The 18,267-nt window shown below is 71.8% G+C and carries 15 protein-coding genes and 1 riboswitch; of the genes, 7 read left to right on the forward strand and 8 right to left on the reverse strand.

Features of this window, described 5'->3' with window-relative positions; genetic code table 11:
• Positions 1 to 7: 7 nt before the first annotated feature.
• Positions 8 to 979 carry a DNA polymerase domain-containing protein gene (locus AB0C03_RS07895; RefSeq protein ID WP_030337903.1) on the reverse strand — a complete coding sequence of 324 codons (972 nt, stop codon included), beginning with the start codon at positions 977 to 979 and terminating at the stop codon, positions 8 to 10.
• Between the two features lie 168 nt (positions 980 to 1,147).
• On the opposite strand from AB0C03_RS07895, the gene AB0C03_RS07900 reads away from it, so the two are divergent.
• From AB0C03_RS07900 to AB0C03_RS07915, 4 genes are all read left to right on the forward strand, one after another.
• Positions 1,148 to 3,760, forward strand: coding sequence for a glycoside hydrolase family 183 protein (locus AB0C03_RS07900; RefSeq protein ID WP_030337904.1), 2,613 nt, complete (start codon positions 1,148 to 1,150; stop codon positions 3,758 to 3,760).
• A 98-nt stretch (positions 3,761 to 3,858) separates the two neighbouring features.
• Positions 3,859 to 4,590 carry a histidine phosphatase family protein gene (locus AB0C03_RS07905; RefSeq protein ID WP_030337905.1) on the forward strand — a complete coding sequence of 244 codons (732 nt, stop codon included), beginning with the start codon at positions 3,859 to 3,861 and terminating at the stop codon, positions 4,588 to 4,590.
• Positions 4,574 to 5,443 (forward strand): NAD(P)H-hydrate dehydratase, encoded by an 870-nt coding sequence (locus AB0C03_RS07910; protein ID WP_030337906.1) that lies wholly within the window; start codon positions 4,574 to 4,576, stop codon positions 5,441 to 5,443. The genes AB0C03_RS07905 and AB0C03_RS07910 overlap by 17 nt, the downstream gene beginning before the upstream one ends.
• A 79-nt stretch (positions 5,444 to 5,522) precedes the next feature.
• The gene (locus tag AB0C03_RS07915; protein ID WP_030337907.1) at positions 5,523 to 6,023 is read left to right on the forward strand and encodes a hemerythrin domain-containing protein; all 501 of its coding nucleotides are present in this window, start codon (positions 5,523 to 5,525) and stop codon (positions 6,021 to 6,023) included.
• A 253-nt stretch (positions 6,024 to 6,276) separates the two neighbouring features.
• On the opposite strand, the gene AB0C03_RS07920 is transcribed toward AB0C03_RS07915, so the two are convergent.
• Complete coding sequence (locus AB0C03_RS07920) at positions 6,277 to 7,083, reverse strand: SDR family NAD(P)-dependent oxidoreductase (RefSeq protein ID WP_357635371.1); 807 nt, start codon at positions 7,081 to 7,083, stop codon at positions 6,277 to 6,279.
• A 150-nt stretch (positions 7,084 to 7,233) separates the two neighbouring features.
• Positions 7,234 to 7,323, forward strand: a riboswitch (ZMP/ZTP riboswitch).
• An 18-nt stretch (positions 7,324 to 7,341) separates the two neighbouring features.
• On the opposite strand from AB0C03_RS07920, the gene AB0C03_RS07925 reads away from it, so the two are divergent.
• Positions 7,342 to 8,778 (forward strand): glycine hydroxymethyltransferase, encoded by a 1,437-nt coding sequence (locus AB0C03_RS07925; protein ID WP_210865972.1) that lies wholly within the window; start codon positions 7,342 to 7,344, stop codon positions 8,776 to 8,778.
• Between the two features lie 77 nt (positions 8,779 to 8,855).
• Here the strand turns inward: AB0C03_RS07925 and AB0C03_RS07930 are convergent, their stop codons facing one another.
• The 6 genes from AB0C03_RS07930 to AB0C03_RS07955 form a co-directional block, all read right to left on the reverse strand.
• Complete coding sequence (locus AB0C03_RS07930) at positions 8,856 to 9,107, reverse strand: hypothetical protein (protein ID WP_030333037.1); 252 nt, start codon at positions 9,105 to 9,107, stop codon at positions 8,856 to 8,858.
• Positions 9,108 to 9,183: 76 nt separating this feature from the next.
• The gene (locus tag AB0C03_RS07935; protein ID WP_357635376.1) at positions 9,184 to 10,512 is read right to left on the reverse strand and encodes an aminotransferase-like domain-containing protein; all 1,329 of its coding nucleotides are present in this window, start codon (positions 10,510 to 10,512) and stop codon (positions 9,184 to 9,186) included.
• 3 nt (positions 10,513 to 10,515) lie between these two features.
• Positions 10,516 to 11,619, reverse strand: a complete 1,104-nt coding sequence (locus tag AB0C03_RS07940) for an alpha-hydroxy acid oxidase (RefSeq protein WP_357635379.1) — start codon at positions 11,617 to 11,619, stop codon at positions 10,516 to 10,518.
• Positions 11,612 to 12,601, reverse strand: a complete 990-nt coding sequence (gene lipP1, locus AB0C03_RS07945) for a LipP1 family hormone-sensitive lipase (RefSeq protein ID WP_357635381.1) — start codon at positions 12,599 to 12,601, stop codon at positions 11,612 to 11,614. Before lipP1 ends, AB0C03_RS07940 begins: the two co-directional genes overlap by 8 nt.
• Positions 12,602 to 12,608: 7 nt before the next feature.
• On the reverse strand, positions 12,609 to 13,820 hold the full coding sequence (locus AB0C03_RS07950) for a cytochrome P450 (RefSeq protein WP_357635384.1): 1,212 nt from the start codon (positions 13,818 to 13,820) through the stop codon (positions 12,609 to 12,611).
• A 66-nt stretch (positions 13,821 to 13,886) separates the two neighbouring features.
• The gene (locus AB0C03_RS07955; RefSeq protein ID WP_357635549.1) at positions 13,887 to 15,164 is read right to left on the reverse strand and encodes an SGNH/GDSL hydrolase family protein; all 1,278 of its coding nucleotides are present in this window, start codon (positions 15,162 to 15,164) and stop codon (positions 13,887 to 13,889) included.
• A 314-nt stretch (positions 15,165 to 15,478) separates the two neighbouring features.
• Between AB0C03_RS07955 and AB0C03_RS07960 the strand changes: the two genes are divergently transcribed.
• Both AB0C03_RS07960 and AB0C03_RS07965 read left to right on the forward strand, forming a co-directional pair.
• On the forward strand, positions 15,479 to 17,038 hold the full coding sequence (locus AB0C03_RS07960) for an AMP-binding protein (RefSeq protein ID WP_030333025.1): 1,560 nt from the start codon (positions 15,479 to 15,481) through the stop codon (positions 17,036 to 17,038).
• A complete protein-coding gene (locus AB0C03_RS07965; RefSeq protein WP_210865966.1) occupies positions 17,035 to 18,258 on the forward strand; it encodes an MFS transporter in 1,224 nt (407 codons plus the stop codon). Before AB0C03_RS07960 ends, AB0C03_RS07965 begins: the two co-directional genes overlap by 4 nt.
• Positions 18,259 to 18,267 lie beyond the last annotated feature (9 nt).

Here is an 18,267-nt window from a genome sequence, read left to right on the forward strand (position 1 = left end):
GCTGGGCTCACCGCTCCGGCGGGGCCTCCAGCCCGTCGCGGTCGGCCAACTCCAGCAACGGCTCCAGCGAGTGCCGGTCACCGTCCAGGCCGGCGTGCGGGTCGCCGCGCTCGGCGAACCGGGCCGGCATGCTGAGCACGTCGAAGTCCTCCGGGCGGACCCGGTCCAGCTCCGACCAGTCCAGCGGCGCGGAGACCAGCGCGGCCGGCGTGGGCCGGATCGAGTACGCCGAGGTCACCGTGTGGTCCCGGGCCATCTGGTTGTAGTCGACGAAGACCGGCCGGTCCCGCTGCTCGCGCCACCAGGTCGTGGTGACCAGGTCCGGCAGCCGGCGCTGCATCTCCCGACCCAACGCGAGCACCGCCCGACGGCAGTCACCGAAGCTCCACCGCGGCTCGATCGACAGGTAGACGTGCAGGCCCCGGCCGCCGGTCGTCTTCGGGTAGCCGGTCATGCCCAGCTCGGCGAGGAACGCCCGCACCTCGTGCGCCACCGGTACCACCTGCTCGAAGCCGACGCCGGGCATCGGGTCCAGGTCGATGCGCAGCTGGTCGGGGCGTTCCACGTCGGCGGCGGTGACCGGCCACGGGTGGAACCGCAGGGTGCCCAGGTTGGCGGCCCAGATGACCACCGCCAGCTCGCTCGGCGCCACCTCGTCGGCGGTACGGCCACTGGGGAAGGTGATGTGCGCGGTCCGCACCCACTCGGGAGCGCCCGCCGGCAGCCGCTTCTGGTAGAACGCGTCGCCCCGGTTGGTCTGCCGGGTGGCGATCGTCGCGCCCTCGAAGACCCCACGGGGCCAGCGTTCGAGCATGGTCGGCCGATCCCGCAGCGCGCGCAGGATGCCGTCACCCACCGCCAGGAAGTAGCGGACCACGTCCAGCTTGGTCAGCCCACGCTCCGGGAAGTAGGGCTTGTCGGGGCTGGAGACGCGGACCAGCCGCTCGCCAACCTGGATCTCCTCCGCCGCCGTGGCCACGCCACACACCGTACGACGAGGTGGGGTGTCGGTGCCGCACTTGACGGCCCGCGGGTTCGCGGCGACACCCTGTCGCCGCGTGCGCCCCCTCGCTCCGGGCATGGGCCACCGCGGAGCGGGGTGATCCTCTAGCGTGTGCCGGACTGTCCACGAGCCGCTGGAGACCACGTGATCATGCTTCGGAACCCACTGCGTCACGGGGTCTTGGCGCTGGCGCTGGTGCTCGCCGCCGCGAACCTCGTCGGCACACCTGCGCTGCGCCCGACACCCGCCGAGGCCGCGCCGACCGTCGTGCCGGACGACTACCAGTTCGCTCTGGGATTTTCCAACACGCAGGGCGCGAACCAGTGGTCCTACCTGCAGTGGGACGGTGTCGCCTACACACCGATGGTGTGGGAGCCGACGCGGGACCGGTGGCGGGGCAACTGCGAGTTCTGCGTCATCAGCCGCAGCGGGCTTCACCCGGACACCAATGACGCGGTCATCGCCTGGACGGCGCCACGGGGTGGCGCGGTCACGGTGCGCGGCACCATGGACCACCAGACCTACATCGACCCCGACATCACGAACGTCGACGGTGTCCGGACCTTCGTCCGCAAGCGTAGCGGCGGCACGACGAGCAAGGTGTGGCCGTCGGCCGACTTCCAGCACCTGCGACCCGCCTTCATGGCCCAACACGTCTTCACCACCGCCGTCAACGCCGGCGACACGCTCCTGTTCCACGCGAACCGGGCAGGGACGGGGCTGCACGACGGGCTCTCGTGGAATCCGCGGATCAGTTACGACTACGAGCCGAAGTTCACTCTCGACCAGGCCGAACTGGTCATGAATCCCGCCGACTTCGACCGGATCGGTGAGCGCACCGCCCTGGATGCCAGCCTGTCGGTCGTCCCCAACGGCAGCCAGTTCGACTTCTACCACTCCTCGGATTTTGGCCGGCAGGTGCAGAAGTTCCGCGGGGACCTCGCCCGTCCCGCGCAGGTAAGGGTGTACGCCGACACGACGGCCAACCGGTTCCGCAATCCGCACGGCCTCGACGGGCAGTGGTGGATCGCGAGCGTGTACCGCACCGAGGAGGGTCACCTACTCGCGTTCTGCCACATCGAGAACGCCGACCCGCAGACGTCGGGGTGGTGGGCCGGCGGGTTGGCGTACTCCACCGACAACGGGGAGCACTTCACCCTGCTGGGCAAGACACTCGCCGCCCGTAAAAAGGCACCCGACGGTTCGACCGACAACATCGGCGGAATGCCATTCGTGCTCAAGGACGGCTTCTTCCACGTGTACTTCACCGAGTTCGGCATGCCGGTCGTCGCCCGCGCCCCGGTCGCCGAGGTGATCGACGCCGCCAAACGCGGCACGGTCAGCCCGTGGACCAAATACCACGGAGGCGCCTGGAACGAGCCCGGCATGCACGGACAGGCCACCGAGGTCGTCGCTGCCAGCCCGACGAACTCCTACGACTCCCACGCCGGCGCCGCCTACAGCACCTACCTCGGCAAGTACCTGCTCACCGGTGGCAGCGGCGGCCAGGGCCAGGGCATCTTCCTCGCGTTCGGCGACGACCCGGCACGCTTCGACACCCCGTCGTGGCTCCTGAGCAGCAACGCGAACAGCAAGGCCACCCTTCAGCCCTACGAGACCATCGTCGGGGTCGACGGTTCCACCAATGGCGTCGTGGGCCAGCAGTTCTACGTCTACTACGGCTACTTCTTCCGCTGGCCGCACGACGGAGTCGACCTCCCGAAGCACATGCGCTGGTTGTACCGGCAGAAGGTGACCCTGAACGCCGCCGGATTCGACCGCAACACCGTCAGCCTGAGCACCGATGCCAGCAAGAAGCAGGGTGAGAACGGAGTGCGCTACCAGGAGTACGACGGCACCGCGTACACCGACATGACGTGGTCGGACAGCGACCAGCGCTGGCACGGCACCTCGGCGTTCTCACTGCTGGACTCCATCGGCTGGCATCCGGATGGCAACCGCGACTCGGTGCGGGTCTGGACGGCGCCACGAGCCGGCACGGTGCGCGTCGGCGCCGACCTCGACGGCATTCGCGCCGGCGGCGGCTCCGGCGCCGACGGCGTCCGTGTGAAGATCGTCAAGAATGGGCTGCCCGTCTGGCCGGCCACCGGCTACGCGGCGGTCGAGCCAGCCAGCACCCTGCCCTTCGAACCCGTGGACATGACGGTGGCCGCCGGCGACCGGATCGCCTTCCACGTCAACCAGAACGTCACCTCCGCCTATGACACCACCCTCTGGCTCCCGACCCTGACCTACACCGGGGGTAGCCGGGTCAGCTGGTCCGGTAACGGCGACTTCGGCGGCGTTCAGGGCGCGGCCCAGTGGTCGTACGAGGAGTACGACGAGGGTGCCGGCGGCACCCCGATGACGTGGGACGCCGCCCAACAGCTGTGGCACGGCACAGCGCCGTACCTACAGATCGGGCCGGTCTCGCAGCACGCCGACGGCAACCGTGAGTCGGTGCGGGCCTGGGTCGCTCCGCGTGCCGGCAGGGTTCGGATCACCTCGGCGCTGGGCGACCTCTACACCGACAACGGCTCGGGGGCCGACGGCGTGCTGGTCCGGTTGACCCGGAACGGGACGAACGTCTGGCCATCCACCGGTAGGCAGAAGGTCGGTCCGGTGGACCGGGTCCCGTTCCCGATGATCGAGCTGAGCGTGGCCGCGGGTGACACCCTGCGCTTCCACCAACACCAGAACGGCACGAGCGCCTACGACACGACCAACTGGGTGCCGAAGATCGCATATCAGCCGTGAGGCTCCGCCCCACCGGCCCTCCTACCCCACCGGCCCTCGACTGAGGGCCGGCGAGCCGGACACGGTTACCGTCGGCGGCGCCCGGGTAGGGGGGCCGCATGGCGGAACTGGCAACCCTCTGGATCGTCCGGCACGGCGAGAGCACCGCGAACGTCGCGGCGACGCAGGCCGAGGCGTCGGGCGCGGAGCTGATCGACCTCACCCACCGCGACGCGGACGTGCCGCTCTCCGCGACCGGCGAGGACCAGGCTCGGGCGACCGGCCGTTGGCTGGCCGAGCTGCCGGACGCGAAGCGCCCGAACGTGGCGGTGGTGTCGCCCTACCTGCGCGCGGTGCAGACCTCGCGGCTGGCGCTGGACGGCACCGACATTCCCGTGCACCGCGACGAGCGGCTGCGCGACCGGGAGCTGGGCATCCTCGACGGGTTGACCGGGCACGGGGTGCGCCGGCGCTACCCGGACGAGGCCGAGCGTCGGGAGCGGTTGGGCAAGTTCTACTACCGGCCGCCGGGTGGGGAGTCCTGGACCGACGTGGCGTTGCGGCTGCGGACGCTGCTGGGCGACCTGCGCCGTGATCACGAGGGTTGCCGGGTGCTGCTCTTCGGCCACGACGCGCTGGTCTTCCTGCTTCGTTATCTGGTGGAGGGGTTGACCGAGGACGAACTGATGGCGCTCACGCGGCAGGACGTCATCGCCAACTGTTCGATCACCGAGTGGTCGGCGGACGGTGACGACCGCCTGGCGCTCACCGCCTTCAACGATGTCGCGCACCTGCGTCAGCAGGGCGCCCAGCCCACCAGGGAGGACGAGATCCATGCCGAGCCGGTCTGAGGTGAAGGTGATCACCCCGGCGTTGCTGCGGGACTGGGCGCTGCCGGTGCCGGTCGGTGGGAAAGAGAGCCGGGGCACCGTGCTGGTGGTCGGCGGTTCCCGCTTCACGCCGGGCGCGGTGCTGCTCGCCGGGGTGGCCGCGTTGCGCGCCGGCGCCGGGGTGCTCCAGCTGGCCGCCGCCGAGTCCAGCGCCGCCGCGCTGAGCATCCAGGTGCCTGAGGCGCTGGTGGTCGGGCTGCCGGAGACCGCCGACGGCGCGGTGGCCGCCGACCGGGACGGACAACTCGGCGACCTGGTCGCGCAGGCCGATGTGGTGACGCTCGGCCCGGGTCTGAAGGCCATCGAAGAGACCAACCGCCTGCTGGGCCTGGTCCTGGAGGCGGCCCGCCCGGACACGTCGCTGGTGCTCGACGCGTACGCCCTCGGCGCGCTCAGCCACGCACCGGACCTGCTGGTCGGCTCCGGTCGACCGGTGGTGCTCACCCCCAACGTCACCGAGGCGGGGCACCTGCTCGGGCGGGACCCGGGCGACGACCTGGACGCCGAGGCGGCCGAGCTGGCCGCCCGGTACGAGGCGGTCGTGTCGCTGTACGGGCACGTGGCCGCCCCGGACGGGCGGGGTTGGCGGGAGGAGAGCGGCGACGCCGGGCTGGGCACCTCCGGCAGCGGGGACGTGCTCGCCGGGTTGCTGGCGGGGCTGCTGTCCCGGGGTGCCGACCCTGCGCAGGCGGCCTGCTGGGGCTCGTTCGCGCACTCGGTGAGCGGCCAGCGGCTGATTCCCCGCTACGGCCGGATCGGCTTTCTGGCTCGGGAGTTGCTCGACGAGATCCCCCGCACCCTGGCGATGGTCTGAGACGGTTTCATCTGTTTCCGCAGTCGGCGTGGGGGTACCGAAAACCCACCAGCGGAGACTTTTCAGGGAGGTCATACCGGTGTCGACCGATGCCATCGTCCTGCTCAAAGAGGACCACAAGGAAATGCGCCGCCTGTTCAAGGCCTTCCAGGACGCCGAGGAGGGGCCGGCGAGCCAGCGGCAGAAGCTGGTGGACCAGATCCTGGAGGCGCTGACGGTGCACACCTATCTGGAGAACGAGGTGATGTATCCGGAGGTCCGCCGGCTGCTGCCCGACCTGGAGGACGACATTCTCGAGTCGTACGAGGAACACCACGTCGCCGACGTGCTCTGCGCCGAACTGGCCGCCATGGACGCCGACGACGAGCGGTTCACCGCCAAGACGACAGTGCTGATCGAGAACGTCACCCACCACGTCGAGGAGGAAGAGCAGGAGTGGTTCCCCAAGGTCCGCGACGCGCTGGGCCGCAAGCAGTTGCAGGAGATCGGCGAGAAGATGATCGCGTTGCGGGCGGACGCGCCGCGTACCCCCACCGCGCCGAAGGCGATCAAGAAGGCGATGGACGCGGTGACCGCCTGAGGCCGCCACTCACCACGAAGCTCACGACGAAGGGCCCGGCTCACGCCGGGCCCTTCGTCGTGCACCGCCCGCACAAGCCCACACCACGCCCACGCCCACGCCCACGCCCACGCCCACGCCCACGCCCACGCCCACGCGATCTTGCAGTTTCTGTTGCTGGTTAGCGATGTTTGGTGGGTTTTGTCGCGACAGAAAGTGCAAGATCGCGGAGGCGGGGGGCGGGGGGCGGGGGGGGTCAGTGCGGGCGGGGGGGTCAGTTTCCTGATCCTGGCTCGGCCATCCGGCGGTGCTGCTCGGACTTGAGCTTGTCCGGGATGATCTTGCCGGCGGCGGTCTGCACCTTGTTCAGCAGCGACCCGGCGGTGACCGTCTGATCGCCCCTCATCATCGCCTCGAAGCCCTGGGCGGCGACCTTCGCCGGGTCGTCCTTCTTACCCGAGCCGACCCGGGTGTCCTCCATCTCGGCGCGGTCGAAGAACTCCGTGTCGGTTGGTCCAGGCATGAGCGAGGTCACCGTGACGCCGGTGTCCTTCAACTCGTTGCGCAGCGCCTCGGCGAAGGACTGCACGAACGACTTCGACGCGTTGTAGACCGCCTGGAACGGCCCCGGCATGGTCGAGGCGATCGACGAGGTGAAGAGCACCCGGCCCGCACCCCGCTCGACCATCCCCGGCAGCAGTCGCTTCGCCAGGTGCACCGTCGAGCGCACGTTGAGGTCGACGATCTCCGGCTCGTCGGCGAGGTCGGTGCCGCCCACGAAGGCGCCGCCGGCACCCCGGCCGGCGTTGAGCGCCAGCGCGTCCAGCGGTCGTCCGGTCGCGGTGACGGCGGCCACCAACTCCGTCACGCCCTGCTCGCGGGCCAGGTCGACGCGGACCGACCAGATCTGCGGTCCGCCGTCCCGGCGCAGCTGCTGTGCCGCCAACTCGATGCCCTCGTCCTCGGCGGCGATGACCAGGTCGAAGCCGTGCTCACCGAACTGCGCCGCCAGTTCGTACCCGATCCCGCTGGAGGCCCCGGTCACCAGGGCGAGCGGCCGGTCGGAGGTGGGTGTGGTCATGTTCTCGACTCCTTCTGTGCGAACCCTGGCCGCACCCGTGACGGTGCGGTGGTCCCCTACCGTGTGCCCCGCGACGCAGCGCCCAACCACATCGGCGGGGGTCGCCTCCCGGAGGGCGGCCCGAACGACCGGGCCCGGCCCGGTACGATCGTCGCGGGCCGTTACTGGCGCGTGGGGATGGATAACCATCGGGGAGCGGCCCCGTCATGAGGACGTCTGCCGAGCGCCTGGGCCTTCCGCACGTCTGTAGGAGGTCGCATGTCCCGCAACGCCGAGTCCACCGCATTCCGCAGCGCCCTTGAGGTGATCCGGGCTGTCGAGCCGCGGGTCGCCGACGCCATCGGCGCCGAGCTGACCGACCAGCGGGAGTCACTCAAGCTGATCGCCAGCGAGAACTACGCCTCCCCGGCGACCCTGCTGGCGATGGGCAACTGGTTCAGCGACAAGTACGCCGAGGGCACCGTCGGCCGCCGTTTCTACGCCGGCTGCCAGAACGTCGACACCGTCGAGGCGCTCGCCGCCGAGCACGCCCGGGAGCTGTTCGGCGCCGCGCACGCGTACGTGCAGCCGCACTCGGGCATCGACGCCAACCTGGTCGCCTTCTGGGCGGTGCTGGCCGACCGGGTGGAGTCCCCCGCCCTGAAGAAGGCCCAGGTCCGCCAGGTCAACGACCTCACCGAGGCCGACTGGTTCGCGCTGCGCCGCGAGCTGGGCAACCAGCGGATGCTCGGCATGTCGCTGGACGCCGGTGGCCACCTCACCCACGGCTTCCGGCCGAACATCTCCGGCAAGATGTTCGACCAGCGCAGCTACGGCACCGACCCGGCGACCGGCCTGATCGACTACGACCGGGTGGCCGAGGCCGCCCGGGAGTTCAAGCCGTTGATCCTGGTGGGCGGCTACTCGGCGTACCCCCGGAAGGTGAACTTCCGGATCCTGCGCGAGATCGCCGACTCGGTCGGCGCCACCTTCATGGTCGACATGGCGCACTTCGCGGGCCTGGTGGCCGGCAAGGTCTTCACCGGTGACTTCGATCCGGTGCCGCACGCGCACATCGTCACGACCACCACGCACAAGTCGTTGCGTGGCCCGCGCGGCGGCATGGTGCTCTGCCAGCCGGAGCTCGCCGACCAGGTGGACCGGGGCTGCCCGATGGTGCTCGGCGGCCCGCTTCCGCACGTGATGGCCGCCAAGGCGGTCGCGCTCGCCGAGGCCCGCCGGCCCGACTTCGCCGACTACGCCCAGCGGATCGTGGACAACGCGCAGGCGCTCGCCGAGGGCCTGCTGCGCCGGGGCGCGAAGCTGGTCACCGGTGGCACCGACAACCACCTGGTGCTGATCGACGTGTCCGGTTACGGGCTCACCGGCCGGCAGGCCGAGCAGGCCCTGCTCGACTCGGGCATCGTCACCAACCGCAACTCGGTCCCGCAGGACCCGAACGGAGCCTGGTACACGTCCGGCATCCGGATCGGCACCCCGGCGCTGACCACCCGGGGCCTCGGCACCGCCGAGATGGACCAGACCGCCGAGTTGATCCACACCGTGCTGACCCAGACCACCGCCGGCGCCAACGCCGACGGCACCCCGTCGAAGGCGAAGTACACCCTGGACCCGGGCCTGGCCGACAAGGTCGCCCGTCAGGCCACCGACCTGCTGGCCACCCACCCGCTCTACCCCGGCATCGACCTGGCCTGAGCGGCGGCACCCGCCGACGGCACCGCCGCCGGTGCCGCTCACTCACGGTGAGCGGCACCGGCGGCGGGCCGACACCCTCAGACGATGGGGCGCTTCAGGTGGTAGCGGTGGACTTCGGTGCTGCCCTGGACGTTGTTGACGTCCTCGGCGGCGGAGACCAGCTCCCACCCCTCCCGGCCGGCGCGGTTGAGGTGCGCGATGGCCGTGTCGCCGTACGCGGTGATGTCCTTGCGTGAGCCGTCCGGCGCGTACCAGACGAACGAGACGTGAAAATTGCGGCCCTGTCCCTGATAGCGACGGACGAGCAGGGCGTACTCCCAGGCAACCATGGGCCTTATTATGTCCGTCCAACCAGGACGGCGGCACACGGGTCGTCGCGCATTGCCATCAGGTGAACGCGGTGCGTCAACCCGCCCGCCGGGCCCGCTCGTCGGTGATCAGTGCCGCCAGCCGGTCCAACCCGACGTCGATCTGCTCCGGCGTGACCGCGCTGACCGACAACCGCAACGCGTGGACCGGCGCGGTGTCGTCGTAGAAGTGCGCCATCGGCGTCCACAGCACCCCGTGGTCGCGCGCCGAGCGGTCCAGCAACGCGTCGTCGACCGGGAACGGCACTGTCACCACCACGAAGAACCCGCCAGCCGGCACTGTCCACCGCACGGCCGCCGCGCCGTCCGCCCCGGGCGGGAACCGCCGGGCCAGGCCGGCCACCAGGTGGCGCAGGTTCCTGGTGTACGCGGACCGCTCCCGGGTGTTCGCGGCCACCAGACTGCAACCGTGCTCCAGCAGCCGGCCACCGATCACCGCCTGCGCGATCGGCGACGTGTTCACAGTGACCATGCTCTTGATCATGGCGAGTTGATCGGCGAACGGACCGACCCGCCCGTCCGGGCCGGCCACCCGCTGGTCGGCGACCACGTACCCGACCCGCGCCCCGGGGAGCACGGTCTTGGCGAACGAGCCGAGGTAGACGACCCGCCGCCCGGTGTCCAACGCCTTGAGGGTGGGCGGGCGCGATCCGTCGTCGACGGGGAACAGGCCGTAGGGGTTGTCCTCCAGCAGCAGCAGCTCCTCCTGCCCGGCCAGTTCCAGCAACCGCCGCCGGTGGGCGGTGTCGATGCTGACCCCGGACGGGTTGGCGAAGTCCGGCATCAGGTAACAGGCGCGCGGCCGCAGCCCCGCCGCCCGGGCCCGGCGCACCTGGGCGGCCAGGTCGGCCAGGTCGATCCCGGACGGCCCACCGGCCACCGGCCAGACCGGCAGGTCCACCAGCCGGGCCGCGCCGGTCAGCCCGACGTAGGTCGGTGCGACCGCCAGCAGCACGTCCGTCGGCCCGGCCCGCAACGCCCGCAGCACCAGGAACATGGCCTCCTGGCAGCCGACGGTCACCACGATGTCCTCGCCGTCGACGGTGATCCCCTCGTCGACGGCGAGGTTACGGGCGATCAGGTGGTGCACGATGCCCTTGGTCCGGCCGTACTGCAGCAGCAGCCGCCGGGCCTGTTCGGGTCGGTGCCCCAGGTCGTCGACGAGGTGCCGGTGGAAGGTGTCCAGGTGCCGGTGCACCGCCGCGAGGTCGAAGAACTCCTCGTACGGCCGGCCGGCCGCGAGGGACACCGCCGCCGGGTACCGCTCGGACACCTCGTTGAGGAAGTTCATCGACGTCAACGCCGGATCGCCCAGCGCGGGGTGCAGGTCGGCGACGGCCAGGTCGACAGGTTCGGTGGCGGTCACCGCTCAACCCACCCGGAGGGTACGCAGCTCGCCGGCCGCCACCGGATCGGCGCAGCCGGCCAGGGTCAGCGCGTCGGTCAGCTCGGCGGCGAGCAGCGCCAACGCGTCCCGGGCCGCCGGTTCGCCGCCGACGGCCAGCGCCCAGAGCAGCGGCCGGCCGACCAGCACCCCGGACGCACCCAACGCCAGCGCCCGCAGCACGTCGGTGCCGCTGCGGATGCCGCTGTCCAGCAGCACCTGGCAGCTGCCCCCGATCGCGTCGACGACCTCCGGCAGCATGGTGACGCTCGGCGGTGCACCGTCCAGTTGCCGCCCACCGTGGTTGGAGACGACCACCGCGTTCGCGCCGACCCGTACCGCCTCGGTCGCGTCCCGCGGATCCAGCAGCCCTTTGACCACCAGCGGCAGGTCGATCTGCTCGCGCAGCCACGCCAGGTCCGCCCAGCGCAGCGCCGGCGCGAACGACGCGGCGGTGTGCGCCGCGATCGCGGACACCCCGGGAGCACCGGAGTGCGCCAGCGCGTCCCGACCCTCGGGGAGGTTCGCGGCGACCACCTCAGCCGGCAGCCGGAACGCGTTGCGCAGGTCCCGGGGACGTCGGCCGAGCACCGGGACGTCCACGGTGACCACCAGTGCCCGGCACCCGGCCGCGACGACCCGGTCCAGCAGGTCACGGACGAGAGCCCGGTCGCGCAGCCAGTAGAGCTGGAACCAGACGTCCGCGCCCACGCCGGCCACCTGCTCGATCGGCGTGCTGCCCAGCGTGCTCGCCAGGTACGGGATGCCGGCCGCGCCGGCCGCCGCCGCGAGCCCCAGCTCCCCGTCCGGGTGCACCAGCCGCTGGTACGCCATCGGCGCCACTGCGACCGGCATGGCGTACCGGCTGCCGAGCAGGCCGGCGCCGAGGTCGACGGTGTCCACGCCACGCAGCACCCGGGGCAGCACCGCGATCCGGTCCAGCGCGTGCCGGTTCGCGGCGAGGGTCACCTCGGCCGCGCTGCCGCCGGCCAGGTAGTCCCACACGTCCGGCGCCAGCACGGTCCGGGCCCGCTCGGCGTAGTCGGCGAGCGAGACGGCCGGCAGGTCGGTCAGCACCCGCTCAGCCATCGGCCATCCCCGGGCCCGTCACGGCCGGCTCGTCCACCTGGGCGGCTTCCGGCCCGGCCGACAGCCCGAAGCGCTCCCGGAGAAAGGCGGCCGCGTTCTCCTGCGCCCGCCGCCCGTCGGTGAAGGTTCCCGGCATGGCGAAGAACCCGTGGATCATGCCCGGGTAGTGCGCCAGGCGGGTGGACACACCGGCGTCGCGCAGCCGCTCGGCGTACCGCTGCCCCTCGGCGCGCAGGGGGTCCAGTTCGGCGGTGATCACCAACGCCGGCGGCAACCCGGACAGGTCGTCGGCGAGCAGTGGCGAGGCCAGCGGATCCCGGGCGTGCTCCGGGTCGGAGAGGTAGTGCCTCCGGTACCAGGCGACCGAATGCCTGTTGAACAGCGCCGGGTCGTCGTCGCCGGCCGGGTCGCCGCTCTGGTCGGTGTTCGGGTAGATCAGCAGTTGCGCGGCGAGCGGCGGCCCGTCCGTCCGGCTGAGCAGGGTGACCGCCGCGGCCAGGTTCCCGCCGGCGCTGTCCCCACCCACCGCCAGCCGGGTCAGGTCCACACCCAGCGGGTCGGCGTGCCGGGCGATCCACGAGGTGGCGGCGTGGCAGTCGTGCACCGCCGCCGGAAAGGGGTGCTCCGGTGCGAGGCGGTAGCCGACGGTGATCACCTGACAGGGCACGGCGTTGGCCAGGCGCCGGCAGATGCCGTCGGCGGTGTCGATGCTGCCGAGCGTCCAGCCGCCGCCGAAGAAGTACAGCACCGTGGGCAACGGACCCGGCCCGCTCGGCCGGTACACCCGCAGCGGCAGCTCCCCGGCGGGGCCGGGGATGCGCTCGTCGCGTACCTCGGTCACCGGCTCGACCGGGCCGCCGCCGGCGCGGATCGCGGCCAGGTCCGCGGCGCGCGCCTCGGCGAGGGTCTGCGTGTACAGCGGCGGGGTGCCGGCCGCGGCACGGGCCGCCCGGTACGCCGCCACCTCCGGATGCAGCGTCATGTCGCTCCTATCCACCGGTGCTGACCAGCAGCTTGTCGATACCGCGCAGGAACAGGCTGCCGCTGTACGTCGGCGTCTCGGTGACGGTCAGCGCGGGGAACCGGGCGAACAGCCGGGGCAGCGCGAGGCGACCCTCCAACCGCGACACCGCCGCGCCCAGGCAGAAGTGCAGGCCGACACCGAAGGCCAGCGACGGTGGGCCGGCACGGGTCGGGTCGAAGGCGTCCGGGGCCGGGAAGCGGGCCGGGTCCCGGTTGGCCGCCCCGATCATGATCAGCACGTTGTCGTCGGCGGCGACCGGCACGCCGTGCAACACGGTGTCGGCCGGCGCGGCGCGGGCCAGGAAGTGCACCGGGCTCGCCAACCGCAACACCTCGTCGACGCAGCCCTGCGCCAGTGTGGCGTCGCTGGGCAGCGCCGCGACCGTCTCCGGCTGCGCCAGCAGCAACGGCAGCCCGTTGCTGAACATGTAGACGGTGGTGACGAAGCTGGCGTTGAACAGCACGATCAGGTTGCTGATCAACTCGTCCTCGGTCAGCTCCACCTCCCCGGAGTCGAGCGCCTCGACCAACCCACTGAGCAGGTCGTCCCCGGGTGCCCGGCGGCGGTGTGCCAGCAGCTCCCGGTAGAAGCCCCGCAACTCCCGCGCGGCGGTGTTGGCCGCGGCCAGCCGCTGCGGGGTCTTGCCCGCCACGTCCAGGAACTCGTCGATCCACTCCACCCGCTCGCGGTACCACGGCAACTCGGCGGCCGGGATGCCGATGAACTCGGCCATCACCAGGGCCGGGATCGGGTACGCGAAGTCGGCCACGAAGTCGACGACGCCCGGGCCGGCGTCCGCCATCCGGTCCAGCAGCTCGTCGACCACCCGCAGGATCACCGGTTCCAGCGCGCCGAGCCGGCGCGGCGTGAAGGTGCGGGAGAAGACGTGCCGCATCCGGGTGTGATCGGGCGGGTTGACGAACATCATCGAGGTCTGGAAGGTGCGCAGGATCTCCTGTTCCTCCCAGCCCGGCGGCGGCTGTTTCGTCCACTGCGGATCGCGCAGCAACTCGTCGACGAGGTCGTAGCCGACGGCCACCGCGGCCACCGTGCGGTGCTCGGCGCGCGGCGGCACCGCGCTGATCGGGCCGAGCTGGTGCAGCTGCGCGTACCACGGGTACGGGTCCTGTCTGCCCTGTTCGCTGTACAGGCCGGTCAGTATCTCCGCCACGTCCACGGCCAACTCCTCCCCAGGATGTCGATGGCCGGGGCGGCGGGGATCACCCGCCGCCCCCGGCCGGTGTCACAGGTCGAGCAGCCGCAGCGGCACCGCGTTGGCCAGTGCCTGGTTGCCGGCGTCGTTCGGGTGGATGTGGTCCCCCGAGTCGTACGCGGCCAGCAACTGGCTGGGCCGGGCCGGGTCACGTAGCACCCGGTCGAAGTCGAACAGCCCGTCGAACTCCCGGCTGCCACGCAGGTACGCGTTCACCGCCTGCCGGGTGGCCTCCTTCTGCGGCGTCCACACGCCCGGCGCGCCGTGCCCCTCGTACGGCGTCAGCGTGGCCACCAGGCTGGTCAGCCCGCGCTGCTGGAGTTGCTGGTTGATCTGACGCAGGGTGGCGATGATCGCCTCGGGTGTGTCGTTCGACATCCAGATGTCGTTGATGCCCAGGTGGGTGACGACGGTCCGCACCCCGGTCTGGCCGAAGACGTCCTCGTTGAGCCGGGCCGCCGCGTTCGGGCCGAGCTGGTAGTAGCCGGGGTAGTCGCCGTCGCCCGGCTCGGTGCCCTCGTGGTTGAGCCGGTTGCCGGCCAGGCTCAGGTTGAGCACGCCCGGGGTGCGCTTGTCCGGCCGGTCCGCCAGCAGCCGGTCGGCGAGCAGGTCGGGCCAGCGCCGGTTGGCGTTGACGGTGCTGCCGTTGCCGTCACCGATGGAGTCGCTGAGCACGACGAGCGCGCCGGGGCTGCCCTTGCGTTGCACGTCGACGCCGGAGAGGAAGAACCAGCAGCAGGTGGGACGGGTGGTGAACCCGGCGCCCTCGGCCGCCCCGGTCAGGTCGCCGGCGCCGATGAAGTTGGCCTGCTGGGACTGCCCGTGGAAGGTGGTCGGGCCGGTCGGCGTCGGGAAGTGCACGGTGAGCACCAGGTCGCTGTCGTCGGCGACCGGGAAGGGCAACGGGTCGCTGAGCAGTTCCGCGCCGCGGTTCATGGTCGCCGTGGTGGCGCCGGTGAAGGTCAGCGGGCGCACCGACGCCGCGTCGATGTCGGAGAGGTCGTCGGGGGTCGCGGTGTTCGGCCGGGCGACGGTGGCGCGGCCGACCTGGACCGCCTGCTCGCCGTAGAGGTTGCTCAACCGGACCCGCAGCGCCGGGCCGCCCACCGACACGTGCACGATCATCCGGACGCTCTGGTTGTTGAGGCCGGTGTTGGTCAAACCGACCGAGTTGCCCCGGGTGACAGCGGTGGCCCAGCTGCCCGCCCACTCGGCGCGGTCGGGTCGGCTGGCGGTGGTGCCGGACGGGCCGGCGCTGGCGACGACGGCGGGTGCGCCGGCGACCAACAGCGCGGCCGCGGCGGCGATGACAGGCCATCTCTTCGGGGTTGCCGTTGCCATGGAACCTCCATCGTGTGGCAGCCCAGGGCCGTCCGCTGACGGCGCCCGCCTGGACGATGGTCCAGAAACCTAGCCGCCGCCGTTGACGGGCGTCAATCAACCTGATCGACGCGATCAAATGTCCGGCGGGCCGCCCGGATCGCCCACTCGGCACGGTTCCGACCAGTCGTTTCCGGCCTAGGCTTCCAGGCGGCGGCGGTGCGGTCGCCCAAGCGCGCCACCGTCGCGTCGTCACCGGGAGCTGCCCGGGGACCGCCGCTTTCTCGGATGGGGGCTGCCGGATGACTGACGGACCCGAGCACACCACGACGTACGTGCACACTGTGTTGGACCTCTTCGCCGGATTCGGCGATCGGGAGGCGCTGGTCGGCGCCGATCGGCGACTCACCTACACCGAAGCCGCCGCCCGGGTCCGGGCGATGGCCGCGACGTTGACCCGGCACGGCGTACGGCCCGGGTCGGCGGTGCTGGTGACCGTCGCGAACGCGGTGGAGGGTCCGCTGCTCCAACTCGCCCTGCACCTGCTCGGCTGCCGGACGATGTGGGTCGCCCCGGTGACCGCGCGCCGGGAGGTCGACGAGTTCATCAGGTTGGCCCGCCCCGACGCCCTGGTCTACGACGCCCGGGACCGGGCCAGCCTGGGCCCGGAACTGGCCGCCGCGCTGCCCGGCACACCGGTGTGCTGCCTGGGCGCGGGCGGCGCCGGACCCGACCTCACCGCCGACGCCGACGCGACGGAGCTGCCGGCGTCAGTGCCGGCACCCGAGTCGTTCCTGCAAACCAGTGGCACCACCGGAAGTCCCAAGCTCGTGCACCACCGGGAGAGCTTCTACGCCCAGATCCTCACCCTGGCCGCCGACTTCCGCGCCGCCGGGTTCCCGCTGCTGCGGCACCTGTCGCACTCGCCGATGTGGCTGGCCAGCGGCCAGATCACCACACTGTTCAACCTGTTCACCGGCGGGGTGCTGTTCCTGCGTGACGATTGGGACCCGGTGGCCTTCGTGGACACCGTGCAGCGGGAGCGGATCAACTCGACCTTCGTCACCCCGCCGATGCTCTACGAGGTGCTGGACCACCCGGCGCTGGTCGGCGCGGACTTCTCCGCCATGTTCATGTTCAACGTGGGCGCCGGGCCCGCCGCGCCCGCCCGGCTGCGCCAGGCCATCGCGCGCTTCGGCCCGGTGCTGCGCATCGTGTACGGCCTCAGCGAGGCGGTCGTGATCACCGCGCTGCCCGGGCTGACCGACGACCCGGACCACCCGGAGCGGCTGCGCTCCTGCGGGCGGCCCTACGGCGACGTGCGCATCGAGATCCGCGACGACGACGGGGTGGTGCTGCCGACGGGCCGCGACGGCGAGGTGTGGGTGCGGACCCGACTGAGCTTCGCCGGTTACCACGGCCAGCCGGAGCTGACCGCACAGACGCTCGTCGACGGGTGGGTGCGGACCCGCGACATCGGCCACCTCGACGACGACGGCTACCTCTACCTGGTCGACCGGGCGCACGACATGATCGTCACGCATCGGCGGAACTGGGCGATCTTCTGCCGTCCCATCGAGGATGCGCTGGTCGGGCACCCGCAGGTCCGCGCCGCCGCCGTGATCGGCGTACCGGACGAGACGGTCGGCGAGGTGCCGTACGCGTACGTGGTGCTCGGGCCGGACGCGACGGTCACCGGGGCGGAGCTGATCGACCTGGTGACCACCGAACTCAACAAGATGTGGGCACCGGCCGCCGTGGAGTTCGTCGACCGGTTGCCGGTGAACCGGTCGATGAAGGTGGACAAGCGGGCGTTGCGCGCCCGCCACGCGGCCGGTCGGGCGGCGGCGGTCGGGGCGTGACCCCCCGCCGGCAACTGGTCGTCCTGGTCAGCGCCGACCTGATCTCGAACCTGGGCACCCGCATCTCGGTGGTGACCATCCCGTGGCTGGTGCTGGTCACCACCGGCAGCCCCACCAAGATGGGCCTCGTCGCGTTCGCCGAGACCCTGCCGTACCTGCTGTCCAGCGCGTTGGGCACGCCCTGGGCGGACCGGATCGGCCTGCGTCGTACCTCGATCCTCTGCGACGCGGGCAGCGCGGTGGCGATGGTCGTCGTCGCGTTGACCCCGTGGTTGGGCTTCGCCCCGCTGGTGGCGCTCGTCGCGGTGGCCGGCGCGCTGCGGGGCATCGGGGACCGGGTGAAACACGTGATGTTCCGGCCGGTCGCGGAGGCCGCCGGGGTGCCGCTGATCCGGCTGACCTCCGCCTACGACGGGCTCAGTCGGGTGGTGACCCTCTTCGGTGCCGCGGTGGGCGGTCTGCTGATCGCCGTGTTCGGGGTGACCGAGGCGATCCTCATCGACGCGGCAAGCTTCGGCGTCTGCGCGCTGCTCATCGGTGTCCTGGTCCGCCCACCGGCCGCCCCGACCCCACCGGCCCAGCCGGAGAGCTACCTGAGCGCGCTACGGGGTGGGTTCAGCTACCTGGGTCGGGACCGGCCGCTGCTCGGCATGCTCGCCGTCATCTCGGCGCTGAACATGGTGGCCAACGCCAGCGTGGCCGTCTACATCCCGGTCTGGGTCGCCCGCGAGCTACCCGGGCCGAGCGGTCTCGGTCTGGTGCTGGCGGCGTTCTCGGCGGGCGCGCTGCTGGGCAACCTGGTGTTCACCGCGCTCGGACCCCGGCTGCCGCGGCGGCTGACGTTCCTGATCGGCGCGCTGGTCGCCGGCACACCCCGGCTGGTGGCGCTCGCGATCAGCGACGAACTGCCGGTCGTGCTCGTGGTGACGTTCCTGTCCGGGATCGGCATCGCGGCGGTCAACCCGCTGCTCGGGGTGGCCCTCTACGAGCGGGTGCCGCCGGAGTTGCAGACCCGGGTGATCGGCATCGCCGGCTCGTTGGCGTTCGTCGGGTTGCCGGTCGGCGCGCTGCTCGGCGGCTGGTCGGTGGACGCTCTGGGGCTCACCCCAGCCCTGCTGACCATGGCGGCGGCGTGCCTGGTGATCACCGCGTACCCGCTGGTGAACAGGGCGTCCGGCCCGGAAACCCCGGCGCGGCCCGCCCCCGTCGCCACCCGGTAAACGCGTTGC

It is taken from the genome of Micromonospora parva, from assembly GCF_040649675.1.
Taxonomy (GTDB): Bacteria; Actinomycetota; Actinomycetes; order Mycobacteriales; family Micromonosporaceae; genus Micromonospora; species Micromonospora parva.